Source organism: Isoptericola sp. NPDC058082, assembly GCF_042885055.1.
Taxonomy (GTDB): domain Bacteria; phylum Actinomycetota; class Actinomycetes; order Actinomycetales; family Cellulomonadaceae; genus Isoptericola.
This window is the reverse complement of sequence record NZ_JBHVSQ010000002.1, coordinates 196,316-214,321: the sequence shown is the minus strand read 5'-3', so window position 1 is coordinate 214,321 and position 18,006 is coordinate 196,316. Positions and strand designations below refer to the sequence as shown.

Here is an 18,006-nt window from a genome sequence, read left to right as displayed (position 1 = left end):
AAAGCTAATACCGTTAGCCAGCGATCGCAAGAGGCTCCTCGAAGAACCTTCTGGGGCGATGTCGATCCCGCGGTTCCCCGTTCGACCTGGGGATGAGAAGGTCGCCACGAGGGTGACCGCGATCACGACAGGGAGCAGGACGATGGCCAAGTACATGCTGATCATGCGGGGGACCGACGAGGGCCAGGCTCAGTTCGAGCAGATGGACTTCACCGAGGTCATCGCGGCGATGGGCCGCTACAACGAGTCGATGATGAACGCCGGCGTGCTCGCCGCGGGCGAGGGGCTGTCCGACGCGTCCGAGGGCGCCGTCGTCGACTTCTCCACCGACACGCCCGTCGTCACGGACGGCCCCTACGGCGAGACCAAGGAGCTGTTCAACGGCTTCTGGATCGTCGACGTCGCCACCAAGGAAGAGGCGATCGAGTGGGCCAAGCGGGCGCCGCTGGGCGGGCCCGGGACCAAGCTCGAGGTGCGCCGGGTCAACGGCCCCGAGGACTTCCCGCAGGACGACGAGTGGATCCAGAAGGAGCAGGGGTGGCGCGAGGAGCAGGCCCAGCGGGCCGAGCAGGCGCAGTGACCCCGAGCGCTCCCGACGGAGGCCGCGCCGACGACGGCGCGGCCTCCCGGCGCGTCGTCGAGGCGGTCTGGCGCATCGAGTCCAGCCGCATCGTCGGCGCGCTCGCGCGGTACACGAACGACTTCGCGCTCGCGGAGGACGTCGCGTCGGAGGCGCTGGCGGAGGCGCTGGTCGCCTGGCCGCGCGACGGCGTCCCGCGCGACCCGGTCGCGTGGCTGCTCGCGACCGGGCGGCGTCGCGCGATCGACGCGTTCCGGCGGCGCTCCGGGCGGGACGAACGGTACGCGGCGCTGGCCCGCGACCTCGGCGAGGGCGGCGCCGTCACGGGCGGGCCGGGCTCCGTCCCCGAGCCCGCCGACGACGTGCTGTGGGACCCGGACAAGATCGAGGACGACCGTCTCGCGCTGCTGTTCGTGGCCTGCCACCCGGTGCTGTCCAAGGAGGCGCGGGTCGCGCTGACCCTGCGCGTGGTGGCCGGCCTGGGCAGCGAGGAGATCGCGCGCGCCTTCCTCGTCCCCGTGCCCACCGTGCAGGCACGCATCACCCGGGCGAAGAAGACGCTGACGGCCGCGCGGGTGCCGTTCGAGGTGCCGGCCGCCGAGGACCGCGCGGAGCGGCTCGGTTCCGTGCTGAACGTCGTCTACCTCATCTTCTCGGAGGGGTCGACGGCGTCGGGCGGCGACGACTGGATGCGGCCGGACCTGGCGTACGAGGCTGTGCGCCTCGCGCGCGTGCTGACGCGGCTCGCCCCCGAGCCGGAGACGTTCGGGCTGCTCGCCCTGCTCGAGCTCACCGCGGCGCGGTTCCCCGCGCGGACCGGGCCGGACGGCGAGCCCGTGCTGCTGGAGGACCAGGACCGGCGCCGCTGGGACCGGTCCGCGATCCGGCGCGGGCGCGACGCCCTGGCCCGGGCCGTCGCCGTCGGGCGCGGGCTGGGGCCGTACGGGCTGCAGGCCGCCATCGCGGAGCAGCACGACACGGCCCGGTCGGTGCCTGAGACGGACTGGGACCGGATCGTGGTGCTCTACGAGGCGTTGAACCGCGTGGCGCCGTCGCCCGTCGTCGAGCTCAACGGCGCGGTCGCGGTGGCGATGGCGTCGGGCCCGGCCGCCGGGCTCGCCGTCGTGGACGACCTCGTCGCGCGTGAGGTGCTGTCCGGGTCGTACCTGCTGCCGTCCGTGCGCGGCGAGCTGCTCGCCCGCCTCGGGCGGAACGACGAGGCGCGGGGCGAGCTGGAGCTCGCCGCGCGCCTGTGCGGCAACGCCCGCGAGCGCGGCGTGCTGGAGGCGAAGGCCTCCGCCCTCTGACCCGCGACCTGTCGGGCCGAGGTGCATGGACACATGCACGTGGCTCTGACGGCTCCACGGGCCGGAGGGTTGTCGGGGCCCGGTTCACGTATCGGTGCGCGTCGCCCTGACAGGTCGGCGGGGGAGGGTCGCCACGGCGACGCCCGCCAGGGCCAGCACCCCGCCGAGCAGCACGACGGGAGCGGGCACCTCGTCGAGCAGCGCCCAGGACATCAGCACGACGAGCGGCGGGACGGCGTACGTGGACGCCGCGGCACGACCGGCGCTGACCCGGGCCAGGGCGTATCCCCAGGTGGTGAAGGCGATCGCGGTCGGGAAGACGCCCAGGTAGACGACCCCGAGCAGGGACGACGCCGGCGCGACGGCGGCCTGCGACACGAGCGCGGGCAGGAACGGCAGCGCCGCGACGGTGCCCGCCAGGCAGCCCAGCCAGGTCATGGTGAGCGCGTCGAGCTGGGGGAGCAGGCGCTTCTGCAGGGTCGCCGCGCCGGCGTACAGGACGGCCGAGGCGAGGCCCAGGGCCACGCCCGCGGCGTCGAACCGGCCGGACGTCGTGGCGACGGCGATGACGACCACGCCGCCGAACGCGACGGCGATGCCCACGAGGAGGCGACGCGGGAAGCCCTCCCGCAGCAGGAAGCCGGCGAGGACGGCGACGAGCATCGGCGCGATGTTGACCAGCAGCGCGGTGGTGCCCGCGTCGAGGTGCTGCTCGGCCGCGTTGAGGGTGAGGTTGTACGCGCCGAACCAGGCCACCCCCCAGGCGAGCACGAGCAGCAGCACGCGGCCGCGCGGGAGGCGCACGGGGGTGCGGCGCCGGGCGCGGGCCACGGCCAGGATGACGGTGAGGGCGGCGGACCCGACGGCGACCCGGCCGAGGGTGAGCGCCCCGGCGTCGAGGTCGTGGCCGACGGCGCGCACGCCCACGAACGCCGACGCCCACAGGACCACGGTCACGGCCATCGCGGCCACGGTGAGCGGGCCGACCCCGAGAGACCGGGCGGGGGCGGTGGTGGCGGGCGCGGTGCCGGCGGCGGTCTGGGCCATGCGGTCGATGATGCCCTGGAACTTTCCGTGAGCACCAGTTCAGATATCTACCGAATGCTTCAGTGTCGCTGTATCGTCGCGAGCATGCTCGACGTCCACCGGCTCCGCGTCTTCCGCTCCGTCGTCGCCAGCGGCTCGGTCGCCGCGGCGGCCGCCAACCTCGGGTACACGCCGTCCGCGGTCAGCCAGCACGTCGCCGCGCTCCAGCGTGAGACCGGGCTGCAGCTGCTCGCCCGGCACGGGCGCGGCGTGCGCCCCACCGCGGCGGGCCAGGCGCTCGCCGCCCAGGCGGACGGCCTGCTCGCCCGGCTGGGCGAGGTGGAGACGTTCGTGGCCGACCTGCGCTCCGGGCGCTCGGGCAGCCTGTCCCTCGCCTACTTCGCCTCCGTCGGGGCGGCATGGCTGCCGGCCGTCGTCAGCGCGCTCAGCACCGGGTTCCCCGGGGTGCGGCTCGACCTCGAGCTGACGGAGGAGATCCCCACCGACCCCTCGAAGCGCGCCGACCTCCAGCTCGCCGTCGCGCAGACGGACTTCCGGCCCGCCGCCGGGACGACGGCGCACCACCTGCTCGACGACCCGTACGTCGCCGTCGTCCGCCAGGACCACCCGTTGGCCGGGCGCGACGAGATCGAGCTCGCCGAGCTGGTCGGCGACCGGTGGATCGACAACGACTTCGCGCGCGGCTGGTGCCGCCGCAACCTGCTCGAGGCGTGCCGCGCCGCCGGGTTCAGCCCGGCGTTCGCGGTCGAGGCGCACGACTACCCGACCGCCCTCGCGTTCGTCGCCGCCGGCATCGGGATCACCGTGCTGCCTGCGCTCGGCTCCGCGCGCCCCGCGGCCGGGACGGTGGCGGTGCCCGTGGTACGGCCGGTGCCGGTGCGGTCCATCTACGCCCTGGTGCAGGACGCCGTCGCCGACACCCCGCCGGTGCAGGCCGCGCTCGCGGCGCTGCGCGACGTCGCCGGGTGCCCGGTCCCGTCCGCCGCGTAGGCTGGACGGCGCAGCTCCGCCGGGCCGGTGCCCGGCGGCCTCTGCACCCCGACTCTGCACGACGACGAAGACGAGGTACCCCTGTGACCACGCTCCCCACCGCCACCGGCGGCTTCGGCGACAAGCCCGAGATCACGTTCCCCGAGGGCGACGCCCCCGCCGGCCTGCAGGTGCAGGTGCTCGAGGAGGGCACCGGCCCGGTGGTCGACGCCGGCCGCACCATCGTCGTCAACTACCTGGGCCAGACCTGGGCCGGCGGCGTGTTCGACAACTCCTACGACCGCGGCCAGACCATCGACTTCCCGATCGGCGTCGGCGCGGTCATCGGCGGCTGGGACAAGGGCCTGGTCGGCCGCAACGTGGGCGACCGCGTGCTGCTGTCCATCCCGTCCGAGCACGGCTACGGCCAGCGCGGCGTGCCGCAGGCCGGCATCCCCGGCGGCGCGACGCTCGTCTTCGTCGTGGACGTCGTCGGCGTGCGCTGACCGCTCACGGCGAGGTAGCTCGATCCGCGGCGAGGTAGTCCCCTCTGCGCCGAGGTAGTTCGTGACACCGTGTCACGAACTACCTCGGCGCGACCCGGGCTACCTCGCCGTTCGGGTCAACGGCGGCGGGACCGCGTGACCGTGAACTTCGGGTTCTGCGCGATGTGCACGGTGGGCCCGGCGGCGCGGGTCAGCGCGTCCCGGTAGTGCAGCGCGGTGTTGAAGACGCACCACAGCTCGCCGCCCTGGCGCAGCGCGCGGCCGGCCGCACGGAACATGCGATGGGCGGCGTCGGTGCGCACGGCCGTGCGGTCGTGGAACGGCGGGTTGAGCAGGATCAGGTCGACGCTCGCGGGCTCGAGGTCCTCGCCGGCGTCCCCACGCAGCGCGACGACGCGCCCGTCGACGCCGTTCGCCTCCGCCGTCGCCCGGGTCGACGCGACGGCCGCGGCGGAGCGGTCCGTGCCGACCACGCGGGCCTCCGGGTACCGGAGCGCGAGCACCGTGGCGAGCAGGCCGCTGCCGCTGCCCAGGTCGACGGCGTCGTGCACGCGGTCGGATCCCGGCCACTTGTCCGCCGTCGTGAGCAGGAAGCGGGTGCCGAGGTCGAGGGTCGTGCCCGCGAACACCCCGCCGTGCGCGACGACGGTGACGCCGTCCGGGGGCGGCCCGGCGGCCGGGGTCGCGGCCGCGAGCAGCTCCCGGTCGCGCAGCACGGCGCGCGCAGGGAAGGCGGGGGCGGCGTCGCGTGCCTCCGGCCGGACGCCGGTCGCGACGAGCACCCGCGACTTCTGTCGCGCCAGCGTGGCGCGCACCTCGGTGAACGACGCCGCCAGCACGTCGTTCATCGCGCGCGTCATGTGCTTGACCCGCCCGCCGGCCAGCACGACGACGTCGTCCGCGGCGTGCCGGGCGATCGCCTCCGCGATCTCCGTGAGCTCGGCCAGCGAGCTCGGAAGCTGCAGGAGCACCAGGCGCGCGCCGCCCAGCAGGTGCTCGTCGACGCGGTCGCGGACGGCGATCTCCACGGTGGGCCGGTCCCCGCGCACGACGTCGAGGAGGTCGGCGTCGGCCATGTTCCGGTCGAGCGCCGCCTCGGCGGTCACGGTGTCGGCGCACGACCGCACGTCCGGGGCGCCGAGCGTCACGGCGCCGAGGGTGAGCGCGCCGAACCGGTCGCCGATGACGACGACGTCGCCCGGCCCTGCCGTGGCGAGCTGCGGAGCCGCTTCGTCGAGCAGCAGCCGGTCGGTCGCGTCGACGGCGACGGGGCCGTCCGGCCGCGAGCCGTCCTCGGGCCACGGGACGAGCGCGCCGAGGACGGCGGCCAGCCGCGCGGCGGGGTCGAGGGGTTCGGAGGGGGCGGGGGAGTCGGGCTCGGAGGCGTGGTGCACCCGACCAGTCTCCCCGACCCGGCCGGAACCGCCCGACGGTGCCCGGACCGGCGCCCTACCCTGGCGCCATGAGCGAAGCCACCGTGCCGGAGCAGACGTCGACCGCGCGCGTGTCGATCACCTACTGCACGCAGTGCCGGTGGCTGATGCGCGCGGCGTGGGTGGCGCAGGAGCTGCTGCAGACGTTCCGCACGCGGCTCGGCGAGGTCGCGCTGGTGCCGGGCACCGGCGGCGTCTTCCGCGTGGAGCTCGACCCGGGCGACGGCCGCGCGCCGGTGCTGCTGTGGGACCGCGCCGCCGAGGGCGGCTTCCCGGAGATCCCGCCGCTCAAGAAGGCGATCCGGGACGCCGTCGCGCCGGACCTCTCGCTGGGCCACACCGACCAGGTCCGGTCGACGCGATGACCTGATCAGTTCGGCAGGAGATCAATCTCTTCGGCACGACGAGCTGCCGAAGAGATCGATCTCCTGCCGAGCTGATCTGGAACAGGGTCAGCGCGAGCGGCGGGCCTGGCGCTCGGCCTGCTCGGCTTCCCTGGCCTTGACCCGGTCCTCCTCCTCGCGCACCTTCGCGGCGGTCTCGCGCTCGGCGAGGAGCCACGCGGGCGGCTCGTCGCGCAGCTCGTCGATCTGCTCGGTGGTCAGCGGCTCGGTGATGCCGCCGCGCGCGAGGCCGGCGATGGAGATGCCGAGGCGGCCCGCGACGACGGGCCGCGGGTGCGGCCCCTGGCGGCGCAGCTCGTCGAGCCACTGGGGCGGGTTCTTCTCGAGCTCCTCGAGCTCGGCGCGCGTGATGCCGTGCTCCTGGAACTCGGGCGGGGTCGCGGGCAGGTACACCCCGAGCTTCTTCGCCGCGTTCGTCGGCTTGAGGACCTGCTGGGAGAAGGGTGTTCCGGCCATGGGCACCAGGGTAGTCGCGGCGGGCGGCGCGGCACGCCCACGTAGCCTGGTGCCGTGACCGACCAGCCGGGCGAGGCCCCTGACGACGCCATCGACGACGCCTTCGACGACGCCGTCGACGACGCCGTCGACGACGGGCCCGACGACGGGCGTCCCGCCTTCCGTCTGGGGTACGTGCCGGGCGCGACGCCGGGCCGGTGGGCGCGCACGTGGCGGGACCGCCTCCCGGGCGTCCGGCTCGTCCTGGTCCAGGTCGACGCCGCCGACGCGGCCGCGGCGCTGGCCGAGCGGCAGGTGGACGCGGCGATCCTGCGGCTCCCGGTCGACGGCGAGGTGCTGCACGCCATCCCCCTGTACACGGAGCTGCCGGTGGTCGCCGTCTCGCGCGACCACCTCCTCGCGGCGACGACGGAGGACGAGGTCGTCACGGCCGACGACGTCGCGGACGACGTCGTCTGGCTGCCCGCGGACGACGTCCTGTACCCGGACGAGCCCGCGCCCGGGCGGACGCCGGAGGCGTACGACGACGGCGCGGGCGGCGTCGTCGAGCCGGAGCGGCCGGCGACGGCGGCCGACGCGATCGGGCTGGTCGCGACCGGGGTCGGTGTCACGGTGGTGCCCATGTCCCTGGCGCGCTTGCACCACCGCAAGGACGTCACGTACCGGGTGCTCGACGGCGGGCCCGGGGCGCCGGTCGGCCTCGCGTGGCTCGTGGACGGCCTGACCGACGACGTCCGCGACCTGGTGGAGGAGATGATCGGCATCGTGCGCGGCCGCACGGCGAACAGCTCCCGGGGCCGCGCCGCGGCCGGGCGGACGGACGCGAAGCCCGTGGAGGTCACGAAGCCGGCGAAGGGGCAGGGCCAGCGGGGCGGGGGCGGTTCCTCCGCCCAGGGGCGCGGCGGCGGTCAGCGCGGCGGCGCGCGGCGCGGCGGGGGCTCGCGGGCGTCGTCGCCGCGCAAGGGCCGCAAGCGCGGCGGCCGCTGAGGCAGCCGACCGCCGCGCCCGGTGGGCGCCCCGCTCAGCCCCTGCGCCGGGCGGCGAGCCGCTCCGCGCCCTTCCACGCCACGGGCAGCAGGCCGGCGACGACGGCGGCCTTGAGGAGGCCCGGCAGCACGAACGGGTAGAGCCCGTTGGCCAGCGTGCCCTGGAGGTCGAGCCCAGCGACGACGGCGAGCCACGGCAGACCGACGACGAACGTCACGCCGGTCCCGGCGACGAACGTGACGAGCGCCTTCGGGAACGTGCGCTCCCAGCTCCGCTCGGCGAGCCGGCCGACGAGAGCGGCGGCCGCGACGAAGCCGACGATGTAGCCGCCGCTGGCGCCCAGCACCACCGACATCCCGCCGCTGCCGTCGGAGAAGACGGGCAGTCCGGCCATGCCGAGCAGCGCGTACAGGCTCATCGACGCGGCCCCCCGGGAGGCGCCGAGCGTCGCACCGACGAGGAGCACCGCCATCGTCTGCCCGGTGATCGGGACCAGCGGCAGCGGCACGGTGACCTGGGCGAGGAGCGCCGTGAGCGCGGCGCCGCCGATCACGAGCCCGACGTCGGTGGCGAGGCTGCGCGGCAGCACCCGGTCGGCGAGCAGGACGGTGGGCGTGGCGACGGTGGTCACGGAGGACTCCTTCTCGGCGGGGTGGTGGACGCGGGCGACGTGCGGCTCGCACGGCAGCACCGACCGTCGACGCTAGCGGCCTGGGGCACACGGCACAGAGGTGGGGATCCTCCGAGGTTCGTGCTGATTCGTTGTGGCCATCGCTCCCTGCATCGCTCCCTGGTGCGGTCAGACGGGTCCGGTCGAGTCGTCCGGAAATTTCACCCTTCCGCCCAAAGGTCGGAATCGCTAGCATTCCGGCGCGGCCGGAGGCCGTACCACCTGCTGAAGCGGTCGATCCCGCCTGCCCCTTGGAGCGTTCGTGCGCACACCCGCCGTTCTCGGAGCCTCGCTCCTCCTCGTCGTCGGCCTCGCAGCCGGCCCCGCCGCCGCGCTGCCCGCGGGCCACGGGGACCGGGACGGCTGGGGCGGGACCGGGGACTCGCGCACGGGTGCGTCCTGGGACGGGGGCTCGGGCTGGGCCGACGGCGAGCGCTTCTCGTGGCCGGACGACACGCGGTCCTGGGACGGCAACGTCTGCCCGGACATGGACGAGCCGAAGACGGACGTCGACGGCGAGAAGCAGACGATCACGCTGGTGGCGCCCGAGGGCTCGCTGATCTCCGCGTACTGCGTGAAGGCCGGGTCCGCGAGGCACGGCGAGGGCCCCAAGATCGTGGAGCTCGACAAGCCCGTCGCCGAGGTGACGATCGCCTACCCGACCGGCGGCAAGTGTCGGGCGATCAGCCACTACGCCGTCGAGTACGTCGACGCCCCGAAGCCCTCCCCGAGCCCGTCGCCATCGACGACGACCACGCCTCCCGCGACGCCGACCCCCACCCCCGCGCAGGAGACGACGGCCCCCGCCGAGGAGTCGCCGACCCCGGAGGTCACCACGCCGGCGCCGCCGGTGGAGCCGTCCCCGACGGCGTCGGAGACCGCGCCCGCCGTCGTCGCCGAGGAGGGCCCGTCCGACGGCGGGACGGTGGGCATGGGCGGTGCCGACTACGTGGACGACGAGACCGAGGCCGTCGAGGCCCGCACGCAGACCGTGGGCGGCAGCTCCGGCCGCGTGAGCGCGGACCTCGAGGCCGCGGCCGCCCCGGAGTCGCTGCCGGTCACGGGCGCGCAGCTGCTCGGCATCGTCATGGCCGCCGTCGCGCTCGTGGGTGCCGGCGTCGGCGTGCTGATCTGGACGCGCCAGCGCCGCACGAGCTGACGACCCCGCCGGCTCAGCCGGCGGTGCTCCCGGAGGCCGCCGCCAGGGCGCGCACGGTGTCCACCGTGTCCGCCTCGGCGGCGGTCTTGTCGTCCCGGTAGCGCACCACCCGCGCGAACCGCAGCGCCATGCCGCCGGGGTAGCGGGTGGAGCGCTGCACGCCGTCGAAGGCGATCTCGACGACCTGCTCGGGGCGGACCTGCACGACGTACGACGACCCGTCGGCGGGCGTCGTCGCCAGCTCGGTGAACCGGTCCGTCTGCCACGCCAGCACCTGGTCGGTCATGCCCTTGAACGTCTTGCCGAGCATGACGAAGCCGCCGGTGCCGGGGTCGCGCGCGCCGAGGTGGATGTTGGACAGCCAGCCCTGGCGGCGCCCGGAGCCCCACTCGACGGCGAGCACCACGAGGTCGAGCGTGTGCCGGGGCTTGACCTTGACCCAGCCGGCGCCGCGGCGGCCGGCGGCGTAGGGCGCGTCGAGGTCCTTGAGCACCAGGCCCTCCTGCCCGGCGGCGACGGTGTCGGCGAAGAACCGCTCGACCTCCCCGACGTCGGCGGAGACCAGCCGCGGCACCACGACCTCGGGTGGGAGCACCCGGTCCAGCACCTCGAGCCGCTCGGCCGCGGGCGCGTCGATCAGGTCGGTGCCGTCGTGGTGCAGCACGTCGAAGAACCGCACGCTGAGGGGCACGGCGGCGCTGCCCGCCTCGGCGTCGTGGCTGCCGGTGCGGGCGGCGGTCTCCTGGAACGGGCGGGGCCGGCCGTCGTCGTCGAGGGCGATCGCCTCGCCGTCGAGCACCACGGTGCGCACGTCGAGCGAGCGCGCGACGGCGACCACCTCGGGCAGCCGTTCCGTGACGTCGTCGAGCGAGCGCGTGAACACCACGACGTCGTCCCCGCGGCGGTGCACCTGCACGCGGATGCCGTCGAGCTTGGTGTCGGCGGCGACGGCCGCCCGCTCGAAGCGCTCCAGGGCGGCGGCGACGTCGGGCGCGGACGACGCCAGCATGGGGCGCACGGGGCGGCCTGGCTCGAGGCGGAACGCCTCCAGGGCGGGGGCGCCGCCGTCCAGCGCCGCCCGCGCGATGGGGCCGGTGAGGGCGCTGAACATCGCCGCGCGGCGCACCACCGGCAGCGGGACGTCGGCCGCGGCGGCGACGGCGTCCAGCAGCAGGGAGTCGAGCGCGCCCTGCCGCAGCTCGCCCAGCACGAGGCGCCGCACGAAGTCCTGCTCGTCGGCGGTGGCGCGCCCGAACAGCTCGTCGACGGCGGACCGGCGGGCGGCCTGCGACCCCGCTCCCGCGAGCCGCTCGAGCCGGCCGAGGGCCGCGTCGACGGCGGCGGGGCTCAGGGTGGGCTCGGCGGCGGGGTCCGGCAGGCTGCCCAGCGTGCGCCAGCCCAGGCCGGTGCGGCGCTGCCGCGGCCTGCCCGAGAGGAACGCCGCGACGACCTCCACCTCGTCGCCCGGCTCTGCGGCGCGCAGCGCGTCCGCGAGCAGCTCCCGCTTGCGCAGCCGCGAGCGCGTCGCGGCGACGGCGGCGTGGGTGGTGACCAGCTCGGCGAGCAGCACCCGTCGATCGTCGCACCGGCCACCGACGTCGGCGCGGCGTCGCCGTGCTGCCGTCGGCGAAAGCGGGTGCGGCGGTGGCGTCCGCCTGGGAACGTGACGGGATGCGAGCGGAGACGGGCGGGCTGGGCACGGTCGCGGTGCTCTCGGACGTGCACGGCGTGCTGCCCGTGCTGGACGCGGTGCTGGCCGAGCCGGACGTGCGCGCGGCCGACGCCGTCGTCGTGACGGGCGACCACGCCGCGGGGCCGCAGCCGGTGGAGGTGCTCGACCGGCTGCGGGCGCTGGGCGACCGGGCGGTGCTGGTGCGCGGCAACGCCGACCGTGAGCTCGTCGCGCACGTCCGCGACGGCTCCGGGGCGGTGCCCGACCCGATCGCCCCCTGGGCGGCGGCGCAGCTCCGGCCCGCGGACGTGGAGCTCCTGGCCGGCCTGCCGCACCCCGCCGAGCTGCGCGTGCGCGGGTTCGGCCGGGTGGTGGCGTGCCACGGGACGCCGCGCGACGACGAGGAGGTGGTGCTCGTCGACTCCTCGCTCGAGCGGTGGGCCGACGTGCTGGGCGGCCTCGACGACGACGTGACCACGGTGCTGTGCGGGCACACGCACATGCCGTTCGTGCGGCTGGTGGACCGGCGCCTGGTCGTGAACCCGGGCAGCGTGGGGATGCCGTACGGCCGCCCCGGCGGGTCGTGGGCGCTGCTGCGCGACGGCCAGGTGGAGCTGCGGCACACCGACCTCGACGTCGACGCCGCGGTGGAGGCGGTGGCGGCCGGCTCCGCCTACCCCGGCGCGCGGGCGTGGGCGGACGAGTACCTGCGGTCGGCGGCGAGCGACGCCGACGCGCTGCGCGTCTTCGGCCCGCGGGCCGGGCGTGCCGCCCGCCCCACGGGCGGCGACGAGGAAGGTCAGAGCTCCTCGTAGACCGCCGGGTCCTGGTCCGCGGTGCGGCCGTCGGGGCGGCCGAGGCCGGTGATGCGGGCCATCTCGTCGTCGGTGAGCTCGAAGGAGAACAGGTCGAGGTTGTCGGCCTGCCGCTGGGGGCTGGACGCCTTGGGGATCGGCACGACGCCGAGCTGCACGTGCCAGCGCAGGATGGCGCGCACGGGCGAGACGCCGTGGGCCGCGGCGACCTCCGCGATCACCGGGTCCTCCAGCATGTCGCTCGCCCGGCCCAGGGGGCTCCACGCCTCGGTGACGATGCCGCGCTCGGCGTCGGCCGCGCGCTGGGCGGCCTGCGGGAAGTACGGGTGCAGCTCGACCTGGTTCACGACCGGGGTCACGCCGGTGGCCTCGATGACGGCGTCGAGGTGCTCGGGCAGGAAGTTCGACACCCCGACGTGGCGGATCAGGCCGCGCTCGCGGCAGTCGACCAGCGCCTGGTAGGCCTCGACGTACTTCCCGATGCGCGGGTTGGGCCAGTGGATGAGGTACAGGTCGAGGTGGTCGAGGCCGCTGCGGTACACCGACTCCTCGACGGTGGCGACGGCGTCGTCGTAGGCCTGGCGGCGGCCGGGCAGCTTCGACGTGACCAGCAGCTCCTCGCGCGGCACCGACGCGGCGCGCACCGCGCGGCCGACGGTGCCCTCGTTCTCGTAGCTAAACGCGGAGTCGATCAGGCGGTAGCCGGAGTCGATCGCGCGGGCGATCGCGTCGGCGCCGCCCGCGCCCTTGAGCCTGTACGTGCCGAAGCCGACGGCGGGGATCGCGGTGCCGTCGGCGGCGGTGCGGGTGGGGACGTCGGGCGTGGTGCGCTGCTCGCTCATGCCCCCATTCCACACCCGCCGCCCCGTCGGCCGTCCAGCGGGCGCCCTAGGGTGGCGCCGTGATCACCGTGCCGCCGTCGTTCCGCGCCGTGCCGCGCTGGTGGCACGACGACGCCGGCCGCGGCTGGCTGGACGACCTGCCCGCCCGGGTGGCCGCGCGGTGCGCGGCCTGGGGGCTCGCCGTCGACGGCGAGCCTACCCACGGCTCGAACGCGCTGGTCGTGCCCGTGCGCCGGGGCGACGAGCGCCTGGCCCTGCGGCTCGCGCCGCCCGGGGACGACGTCGCGACGGAGGTGCGTGCGCTGCGGGTGTGGGCCGGCCGCGGCACGGTGCTGCTGGTCGACGCGGACGAGGGCGAGGGCGCGACGCTCCTGGAGCGGCTGGACGGCGGCCGGTCCCTGGCGGACGAGCCACTGGACGCCGCGATCGAGGTGCTCGCCGGGCTCACGCGGACCCTCGCCGTCCCCGCGCCCGACGACGCGCCGTCGACGGCGGGGATCGCGGCCGGCCTGGCGGAGTCCTTCCCGCGCGAGTGGTCGGCGCTGGGCGAGCCGCTGCCGGCACGGCAGCTCGACGTCGCGACCGCGCTGGCCGCGGAGCGCGCGGCCGCGCAGACGTCGTCCCTCGCCGTCGACGGCGACCTGCACCACGCGCAGGTGCTGGCCGGTACGCGCGCACCGTGGCTCGTCGTCGACCCCGTGCTGTGGCGCGGCGACCCGGAGGCCGACCTCGCCCGCGTGCTGTGGACCCGCCTCGACGAGCTGCCCACCGAGGCCGCCGTCGTCGTCGCCTTCGACGCCTTCGTCCGTGCCGCCGGTGTCCCGCGCGAGCGGGCGCGCGCCTGGGTGGTGCTGCGCGCGACGTCCTACCTGCTGTGGGGGCTGACGCACGGCCTCACCGAGGACCCGGTGCGCTGCCGGCGGCTGCTCGACGTGTTCGCCTGACGCGCGGACGGCCCGCCCCCGGTGCGGGGACGGGCCGTGCGGGGACGGGCGGTGCGGTGCGGGCTCACCCCGCGCCTGTCAGGCGGCGTCGGGGTACGGGACGCCCGTCGTCGCGTGGCAGCGGTACCCGTGCGGGTTCTTGTCGAGGTACTCCTGGTGGTAGTCCTCGGCGTAGTAGAACGGGCCGGCCTCGACGGCCGGTCGCAGCTCCGTGGTGATCGGGTCGTAGCCCTTCGCGGCGAGCACCGCGGAGTACCGCTCGGCCGTCTCGCGCACCGCCTGCTCCTGCTCCGGCGTGGTCCAGTAGACCGCCGACCGGTACTGGGTGCCGACGTCGTTGCCCTGCCGGAAGCCCTGCGTCGGGTCGTGCCGCTCCCAGAAGATCTTGAGCAGCTCGGCCTCGGAGACCCGCTCCGGGTCGTACGCCACCAGGGTCGTCTCGGTGTGCCCGGTGCGGGCCGTGCACACCTCCTCGTACGTCGGGTTCGGCGTCGTGCCGCCCATGTAGCCGACGGCCGTGCTCACCACGCCCGGGACCTGCCAGAAGATCTCCTCGGCGCCCCAGAAACAGCCCATCGCCAGGTACAGCACCCGCGTGCCCTCGGGCCACGGACCCGTGAGGGACGTGCCGAGCACCGTGTGCGGGCGGGCGGCGGGCAGGACGGGCGACTCGCGCCCGGGCAGCGCGTCCTCCGGCGCCACCATGGTGGTCCTGCCGGAGCGGCCGAGCAGCTGGTCGAAGATCGAGTTCATCGGGTTACCTCCTATGTCGGGACGTGTCCGTCCCGACATGCGCAACGACGGCGCGGGAGCAGGTGTTCCCTCGCTGGGACGGCACGAGTGGCGCTACGGTCCCGTCATGGCCGACGACCGCCCTGACCTGCCCGACCAGCTCGTGCTGCCCGACCCGGCGGGGTGGCGGGCGTGGCTGGACGAGCACGAGGACGACACCCCCGACGGCGCGTGGCTGGTGCTGGCGAAGAAGGGCCGCCCGGCGCCGACGACGCTCACGCACGCGACGGCGCTCGAGGAGGCGTTGTGCAGCGGGTGGATCGACGCGCAGATGCGGAGCCTGGGCGCCGACACGATGCTGCAGCGGTTCTGCCCGCGCCGGCCGCGCAGCCGGTGGTCGGTGCGCAACCAGGAGATCGTGGCCCGGCTGACCGACGAGGGCCGGATGCGGCCCCGCGGGCAGGCGGAGATCGACGCCGCGCGGGCGGACGGGCGCTGGGAGGCGGCCTACCACGGGTCCGCGCGGGCCGAGGTGCCTCCCGACCTGGCGGCGGCGCTCGCGGCCAGCCCGGCGGCGACGGCGATGTTCGAGGTCCTCACGTCCCAGAACCGGTACGCGATCCTGCACCGCCTGGGTGCCCTCAAGACGGCCGAGGCGCGCGAGCGGAACGTGGCGAAGTACGTCGCCATGCTGGAGCGCGGCGAGACCGCGTACCCGCAGCGCCGGCGTCCGACGGGCTGAGCGCGGGCGCCCGGCCCGACGCCCCGTCGCGCGGCTCACCGTGCGCCGGGGCGACCGATCTGTGGACGCGCCGTGAAGATCCCGGTCGGTGCCTGGGCACGCCGGCCCGGCGCGCGGGGGCGTCCTCGCGCGTTGTGACCGCAGGACACCTAGGGTTTCCGCGTGAGCTCGGAACGCACCTCTCCCTCCGGCGCGGACACCGTCCCGCTGAGCGTCCGCGCCGCGGCCTCCTGGTCGTGGCGCGTCCTGCTGATCGCCGCCGCCGTCGCCGCCTTCCTGTGGCTGCTCGCGGCGCTCAAGACGATCGTCGTGCCGGTCGCCATCGCGCTGCTGCTGACGATCCTGCTGGCGCCCGTGCGCCGGACCTTGCAGCGGTGGCACCTCAGCAAGGGCCTGGCGACGGCCGTGTCGATCGTCGGGCTGATCGTGCTGGTGGGCGGTCTCGTCACGCTCGCCGGCACGTCCATCGTCAGCGGCTTCCAGGACCTCGCCGACCAGGCCGTCGAGGGCTTCCGCCAGTTCACGACCTGGCTCGCCGAGGGCCCGCTGAAGCTCGACTCCGACCAGCTGTCCCAGTACGGCCAGCAGCTGCAGAGCTCGCTCGTGGAGAGCTCTGGCCTCGTGTCGGGGGCGCTGGGCGCCGCGACCACCGTGGGGCACGTTCTCGTCGGCGCGCTCATCGCCCTGTTCTGCACGATCTTCTTCCTGCTCGACGGCCGCACCATCTGGACGTGGCTCGTCAACCTGCTGCCCGTGCGGGCCCGGGAGAACGTGCACCAGGCGGGCCGTCGTGGGCTCGTCACGCTGTCGGCCTACGTGCGCACCCAGATCCTCGTCGCGTTCGTCGACGCCGTCGGCATCGGGATCGGGTCGGCGTTCTTCGTCCCCGCGCTCGCGCTGCCGATCGGCATCCTCGTCTTCGTCGGCTCGTTCGTGCCGATCATCGGTGCGATCGTCACCGGCGCCATCGCCACCGCCGTCGTGCTGGTGGCGAACGGCTGGGTCGCGGCCCTCATCATGCTCGGCATCGTGCTGCTGGTGCAGCAGGCCGAGAGCCACATCCTGCAGCCGTTCCTCATGGGCCACGCGGTGTCCCTGCACCCGGTGGCGGTGGTGCTCGTGGTCGCGGCCGGTAGCCTCGCGGCCGGCATCGTCGGCGCGCTGTTCGCGGTGCCGCTGGCCGCCGTGCTGAACACGATCCTGCTGTACCTGCACGGGCACGACAAGTTCCCCGAGCTCGGCACCGAGGACCATGTGCCGCTGCTGCGCAAACGCTCGCAGCTGCCCGGTACCCTGCTCTGGTCGGGTCGGGCGTCGTCGCAGGAGACGACGACGGGCGGCACCACGGACGCCAGCACGACCGGCAGCACGACCGTCGCCCCTGCCTCGCCTGACCCGGGCCCGGCAGGAGAGAACAGGTAAGTGGCAGCAGCACACCCCCCGATCGACCACGTCACCCTCGACGACGTCCGCGCCGCCGCGCGGCTGCTCGACGGCGTCATCACCCGCACCCCGGTGCAGGCGTTCCGCGCGATGTCCGAGGCCGCCGGCGCGCCGGTCGTGCTCAAGTGCGAGAACCTGCAGCGCGCCGGGTCGTTCAAGATCCGCGGCGCGTACACGCGCCTGAGCCGGATGTCCGACGAGGAGAAGGCGCGCGGCGTCGTCGCCGCCAGCGCGGGCAACCACGCGCAGGGCGTGGCGCTCGCGGCCCAGATGCTCGGCATCCACGCCATCGTCTACATGCCGGTGGACGCGTCGGTGCCGAAGCTGCGGGCCACCCGCGGCTACGGCGCCGAGGTGCGGCAGGTCGGTGAGAGCGTGGACGACGCGCTCGTCGCCGCCCGCGCGGAGGCCGCCCGCTCCGGGCGCACGCTCATCCACCCGTTCGACCACCTCGACGTCGTCACCGGTCAGGGCACGGTGGCCCTCGAGATCCTCGAGCAGGTGCCCGACGTCGGCACGGTCGTCGTGCCGCTCGGCGGCGGCGGCCTGGTCGCGGGCATCGCGACCGTCCTCGCCGAGGCCGCCCCGCACGTGAAGGTCGTGGGCGTACAGGCCGAGACCGCCGCCGCGTACCCGGGGTCGCTGGCCGCGGGCCGCCCCGTGCCGCGGGCGCTGGGCGCGACGATGGCGGACGGCATCGCCATCGGCACCCCCGGCGACGTGCCGTTCGAGGTGCTGGCGCGCCTCGGCGTCGAGGTGCGCACGGTCTCCGAGGAGGAGATGTCGCGCGCCCTGCTGCTCGTCGCCGAGCGGGGCAAGCTGATCGTGGAGCCGTCGGGCGCCGCCGGGGTCGCGGCGGTGCTGGCCGCCGAGCCCGGGTCGCTGCCGGGCACCATCGTCCCCGTCCTCACCGGCGGCAACATCGACCCGCTGCTGCTGCTGCGCGTGGTGCAGCACGGCCTCGTCGCCGCGGGCCGGTACCTCCAGCTGCGCGTGTGCATCGACGACAAGCCCGGCTCCCTCGCCGAGCTGCTCGACGTCGTCGCGCGCGCCGGCGCGAGCATCGTGCAGGTGGAGCACACCCGCACCGACACGTCGCTCACCGTGGCGCAGGTGCTCGTGAACCTCCAGCTCGAGACCAAGGGGCAGGAGCACTGCGAGGCGGTCGTCGAGCGTCTGCGCGCCGCGGGGTTCGCGGTCGCGTGACCCGACCGGCGGTGGGCCAGGGCCCCCCGAGGCCCCACCCCACGAGCCCGGGGTCGCCCAGGGTATCCCCCCCAAGCTTTCGGAAAGTTTTT

19 protein-coding genes are annotated in these 18,006 nt (G+C 75.4%); 12 read left to right on the top strand and 7 right to left on the bottom strand.

The features are described from left to right. The first annotated feature begins 142 nt into the window (after nt 1-142). Both ACFVS0_RS03955 and ACFVS0_RS03950 read left to right on the top strand, forming a co-directional pair. On the top strand, nt 143-580 hold the full coding sequence (locus tag ACFVS0_RS03955; protein WP_430548854.1) for a YciI family protein: 438 nt from the start codon (nt 143-145) through the stop codon (nt 578-580). Continuing rightward, nucleotides 577-1,887, top strand: a complete 1,311-nt coding sequence (locus ACFVS0_RS03950; protein ID WP_430587217.1) for an RNA polymerase sigma factor — start codon at nt 577-579, stop codon at nt 1,885-1,887. The genes ACFVS0_RS03955 and ACFVS0_RS03950 overlap by 4 nt, the downstream gene beginning before the upstream one ends. 84 nt (nt 1,888-1,971) lie before the next feature. Here the strand turns inward: ACFVS0_RS03950 and ACFVS0_RS03945 are convergent, their stop codons facing one another. Then, a complete protein-coding gene (locus ACFVS0_RS03945; RefSeq protein WP_430548856.1) occupies nt 1,972-2,934 on the bottom strand; it encodes a DMT family transporter in 963 nt (320 codons plus the stop codon). Nucleotides 2,935-3,018: 84 nt separating this feature from the next. Between ACFVS0_RS03945 and ACFVS0_RS03940 the strand changes: the two genes are divergently transcribed. Together ACFVS0_RS03940 and ACFVS0_RS03935 are read left to right on the top strand one after the other, a co-directional pair. Continuing rightward, entirely contained in the window at nt 3,019-3,924 is a 906-nt protein-coding gene (locus ACFVS0_RS03940; protein WP_430562360.1) for a LysR family transcriptional regulator, read from the top strand. 83 nt (nt 3,925-4,007) lie between these two features. Then, a complete protein-coding gene (locus tag ACFVS0_RS03935) occupies nt 4,008-4,409 on the top strand; it encodes an FKBP-type peptidyl-prolyl cis-trans isomerase (protein WP_430548858.1) in 402 nt (133 codons plus the stop codon). 116 nt (nt 4,410-4,525) lie between these two features. Here the strand turns inward: ACFVS0_RS03935 and ACFVS0_RS03930 are convergent, their stop codons facing one another. Beyond that, nucleotides 4,526-5,803 carry a class I SAM-dependent methyltransferase gene (locus ACFVS0_RS03930; RefSeq protein WP_430587216.1) on the bottom strand — a complete coding sequence of 426 codons (1,278 nt, stop codon included), beginning with the start codon at nt 5,801-5,803 and terminating at the stop codon, nt 4,526-4,528. Between the two features lie 68 nt (nt 5,804-5,871). Between ACFVS0_RS03930 and ACFVS0_RS03925 the strand changes: the two genes are divergently transcribed. Beyond that, a complete protein-coding gene (locus tag ACFVS0_RS03925) occupies nt 5,872-6,207 on the top strand; it encodes a SelT/SelW/SelH family protein (RefSeq protein WP_430548860.1) in 336 nt (111 codons plus the stop codon). A gap of 87 nt (nt 6,208-6,294) precedes the next feature. Here ACFVS0_RS03925 and ACFVS0_RS03920 read toward each other — a convergent pair whose 3' ends face one another. Next, entirely contained in the window at nt 6,295-6,702 is a 408-nt protein-coding gene (locus tag ACFVS0_RS03920) for a DUF5997 family protein (protein WP_430562358.1), read from the bottom strand. A 54-nt stretch (nt 6,703-6,756) separates the two neighbouring features. Here ACFVS0_RS03920 and ACFVS0_RS03915 point away from each other — a divergent pair, with 54 nt between their 5' ends. Then, entirely contained in the window at nt 6,757-7,689 is a 933-nt protein-coding gene (locus tag ACFVS0_RS03915) for a LysR substrate-binding domain-containing protein (protein WP_430587215.1), read from the top strand. Nucleotides 7,690-7,723: 34 nt separating this feature from the next. Here ACFVS0_RS03915 and ACFVS0_RS03910 read toward each other — a convergent pair whose 3' ends face one another. Continuing rightward, on the bottom strand, nt 7,724-8,320 hold the full coding sequence (locus tag ACFVS0_RS03910) for a biotin transporter BioY (RefSeq protein ID WP_430548863.1): 597 nt from the start codon (nt 8,318-8,320) through the stop codon (nt 7,724-7,726). Nucleotides 8,321-8,621: 301 nt separating this feature from the next. Here ACFVS0_RS03910 and ACFVS0_RS03905 point away from each other — a divergent pair, with 301 nt between their 5' ends. Further along, nucleotides 8,622-9,518, top strand: coding sequence for a hypothetical protein (locus ACFVS0_RS03905; protein ID WP_430562355.1), 897 nt, complete (start codon nt 8,622-8,624; stop codon nt 9,516-9,518). Nucleotides 9,519-9,531: 13 nt separating this feature from the next. On the opposite strand, the gene ACFVS0_RS03900 is transcribed toward ACFVS0_RS03905, so the two are convergent. Then, nucleotides 9,532-11,088 (bottom strand): ATP-dependent DNA ligase, encoded by a 1,557-nt coding sequence (locus ACFVS0_RS03900; protein WP_430587214.1) that lies wholly within the window; start codon nt 11,086-11,088, stop codon nt 9,532-9,534. A 101-nt stretch (nt 11,089-11,189) separates the two neighbouring features. On the opposite strand from ACFVS0_RS03900, the gene ACFVS0_RS03895 reads away from it, so the two are divergent. After that, nucleotides 11,190-12,005: a metallophosphoesterase family protein gene (locus ACFVS0_RS03895; protein ID WP_430587213.1), complete on the top strand. Its 816-nt coding sequence runs from the start codon at nt 11,190-11,192 to the stop codon at nt 12,003-12,005. Here the strand turns inward: ACFVS0_RS03895 and ACFVS0_RS03890 are convergent. Next, nucleotides 11,990-12,847, bottom strand: coding sequence for an aldo/keto reductase (locus ACFVS0_RS03890; protein WP_430587212.1), 858 nt, complete (start codon nt 12,845-12,847; stop codon nt 11,990-11,992). The two genes, ACFVS0_RS03895 and ACFVS0_RS03890, sit on opposite strands and share 16 nt — an antisense overlap. Before the next feature lie 59 nt (nt 12,848-12,906). Here ACFVS0_RS03890 and ACFVS0_RS03885 point away from each other — a divergent pair, with 59 nt between their 5' ends. Then, nucleotides 12,907-13,791: an aminoglycoside phosphotransferase family protein gene (locus tag ACFVS0_RS03885; protein WP_430587211.1), complete on the top strand. Its 885-nt coding sequence runs from the start codon at nt 12,907-12,909 to the stop codon at nt 13,789-13,791. A gap of 78 nt (nt 13,792-13,869) precedes the next feature. On the opposite strand, the gene msrA is transcribed toward ACFVS0_RS03885, so the two are convergent. Further along, complete coding sequence (gene msrA, locus ACFVS0_RS03880) at nt 13,870-14,544, bottom strand: peptide-methionine (S)-S-oxide reductase MsrA (protein WP_430562350.1); 675 nt, start codon at nt 14,542-14,544, stop codon at nt 13,870-13,872. 106 nt (nt 14,545-14,650) lie between these two features. On the opposite strand from msrA, the gene ACFVS0_RS03875 reads away from it, so the two are divergent. The 3 genes from ACFVS0_RS03875 to ilvA all read left to right on the top strand — a co-directional run bounded on the left by ACFVS0_RS03875 (nt 14,651) and on the right by ilvA (nt 17,914). Further along, complete coding sequence (locus tag ACFVS0_RS03875) at nt 14,651-15,265, top strand: YdeI family protein (protein ID WP_430548873.1); 615 nt, start codon at nt 14,651-14,653, stop codon at nt 15,263-15,265. A gap of 162 nt (nt 15,266-15,427) precedes the next feature. After that, on the top strand, nt 15,428-16,687 hold the full coding sequence (locus ACFVS0_RS03870) for an AI-2E family transporter (RefSeq protein ID WP_430548874.1): 1,260 nt from the start codon (nt 15,428-15,430) through the stop codon (nt 16,685-16,687). Continuing rightward, nucleotides 16,688-17,914, top strand: coding sequence for a threonine ammonia-lyase (gene ilvA, locus ACFVS0_RS03865; protein WP_430548875.1), 1,227 nt, complete (start codon nt 16,688-16,690; stop codon nt 17,912-17,914). Nucleotides 17,915-18,006: the final 92 nt, after the last annotated feature.

Excerpts from the sequence above, each read along its gene's own strand:
- ACFVS0_RS03875 (WP_430548873.1), top strand. The coding sequence starts at position 14,651 with ATGGCCGACGACCGCCCTGACCTGCCCGACCAGCTCGTGCTGCCCGAC.
- ACFVS0_RS03940 (WP_430562360.1), top strand. The coding sequence starts at position 3,019 with ATGCTCGACGTCCACCGGCTCCGCGTCTTCCGCTCCGTCGTCGCCAGC.
- ACFVS0_RS03955 (WP_430548854.1), top strand. The coding sequence starts at position 143 with ATGGCCAAGTACATGCTGATCATGCGGGGGACCGACGAGGGCCAGGCT.
- ACFVS0_RS03920 (WP_430562358.1), bottom strand. The coding sequence starts at position 6,702 with ATGGCCGGAACACCCTTCTCCCAGCAGGTCCTCAAGCCGACGAACGCG.
- ACFVS0_RS03890 (WP_430587212.1), bottom strand. The coding sequence starts at position 12,847 with ATGAGCGAGCAGCGCACCACGCCCGACGTCCCCACCCGCACCGCCGCC.
- ACFVS0_RS03895 (WP_430587213.1), top strand. The coding sequence starts at position 11,190 with ATGCGAGCGGAGACGGGCGGGCTGGGCACGGTCGCGGTGCTCTCGGAC.
- ACFVS0_RS03925 (WP_430548860.1), top strand. The coding sequence starts at position 5,872 with ATGAGCGAAGCCACCGTGCCGGAGCAGACGTCGACCGCGCGCGTGTCG.
- ACFVS0_RS03945 (WP_430548856.1), bottom strand. The coding sequence starts at position 2,934 with ATGGCCCAGACCGCCGCCGGCACCGCGCCCGCCACCACCGCCCCCGCC.
- msrA (WP_430562350.1), bottom strand. The coding sequence starts at position 14,544 with ATGAACTCGATCTTCGACCAGCTGCTCGGCCGCTCCGGCAGGACCACC.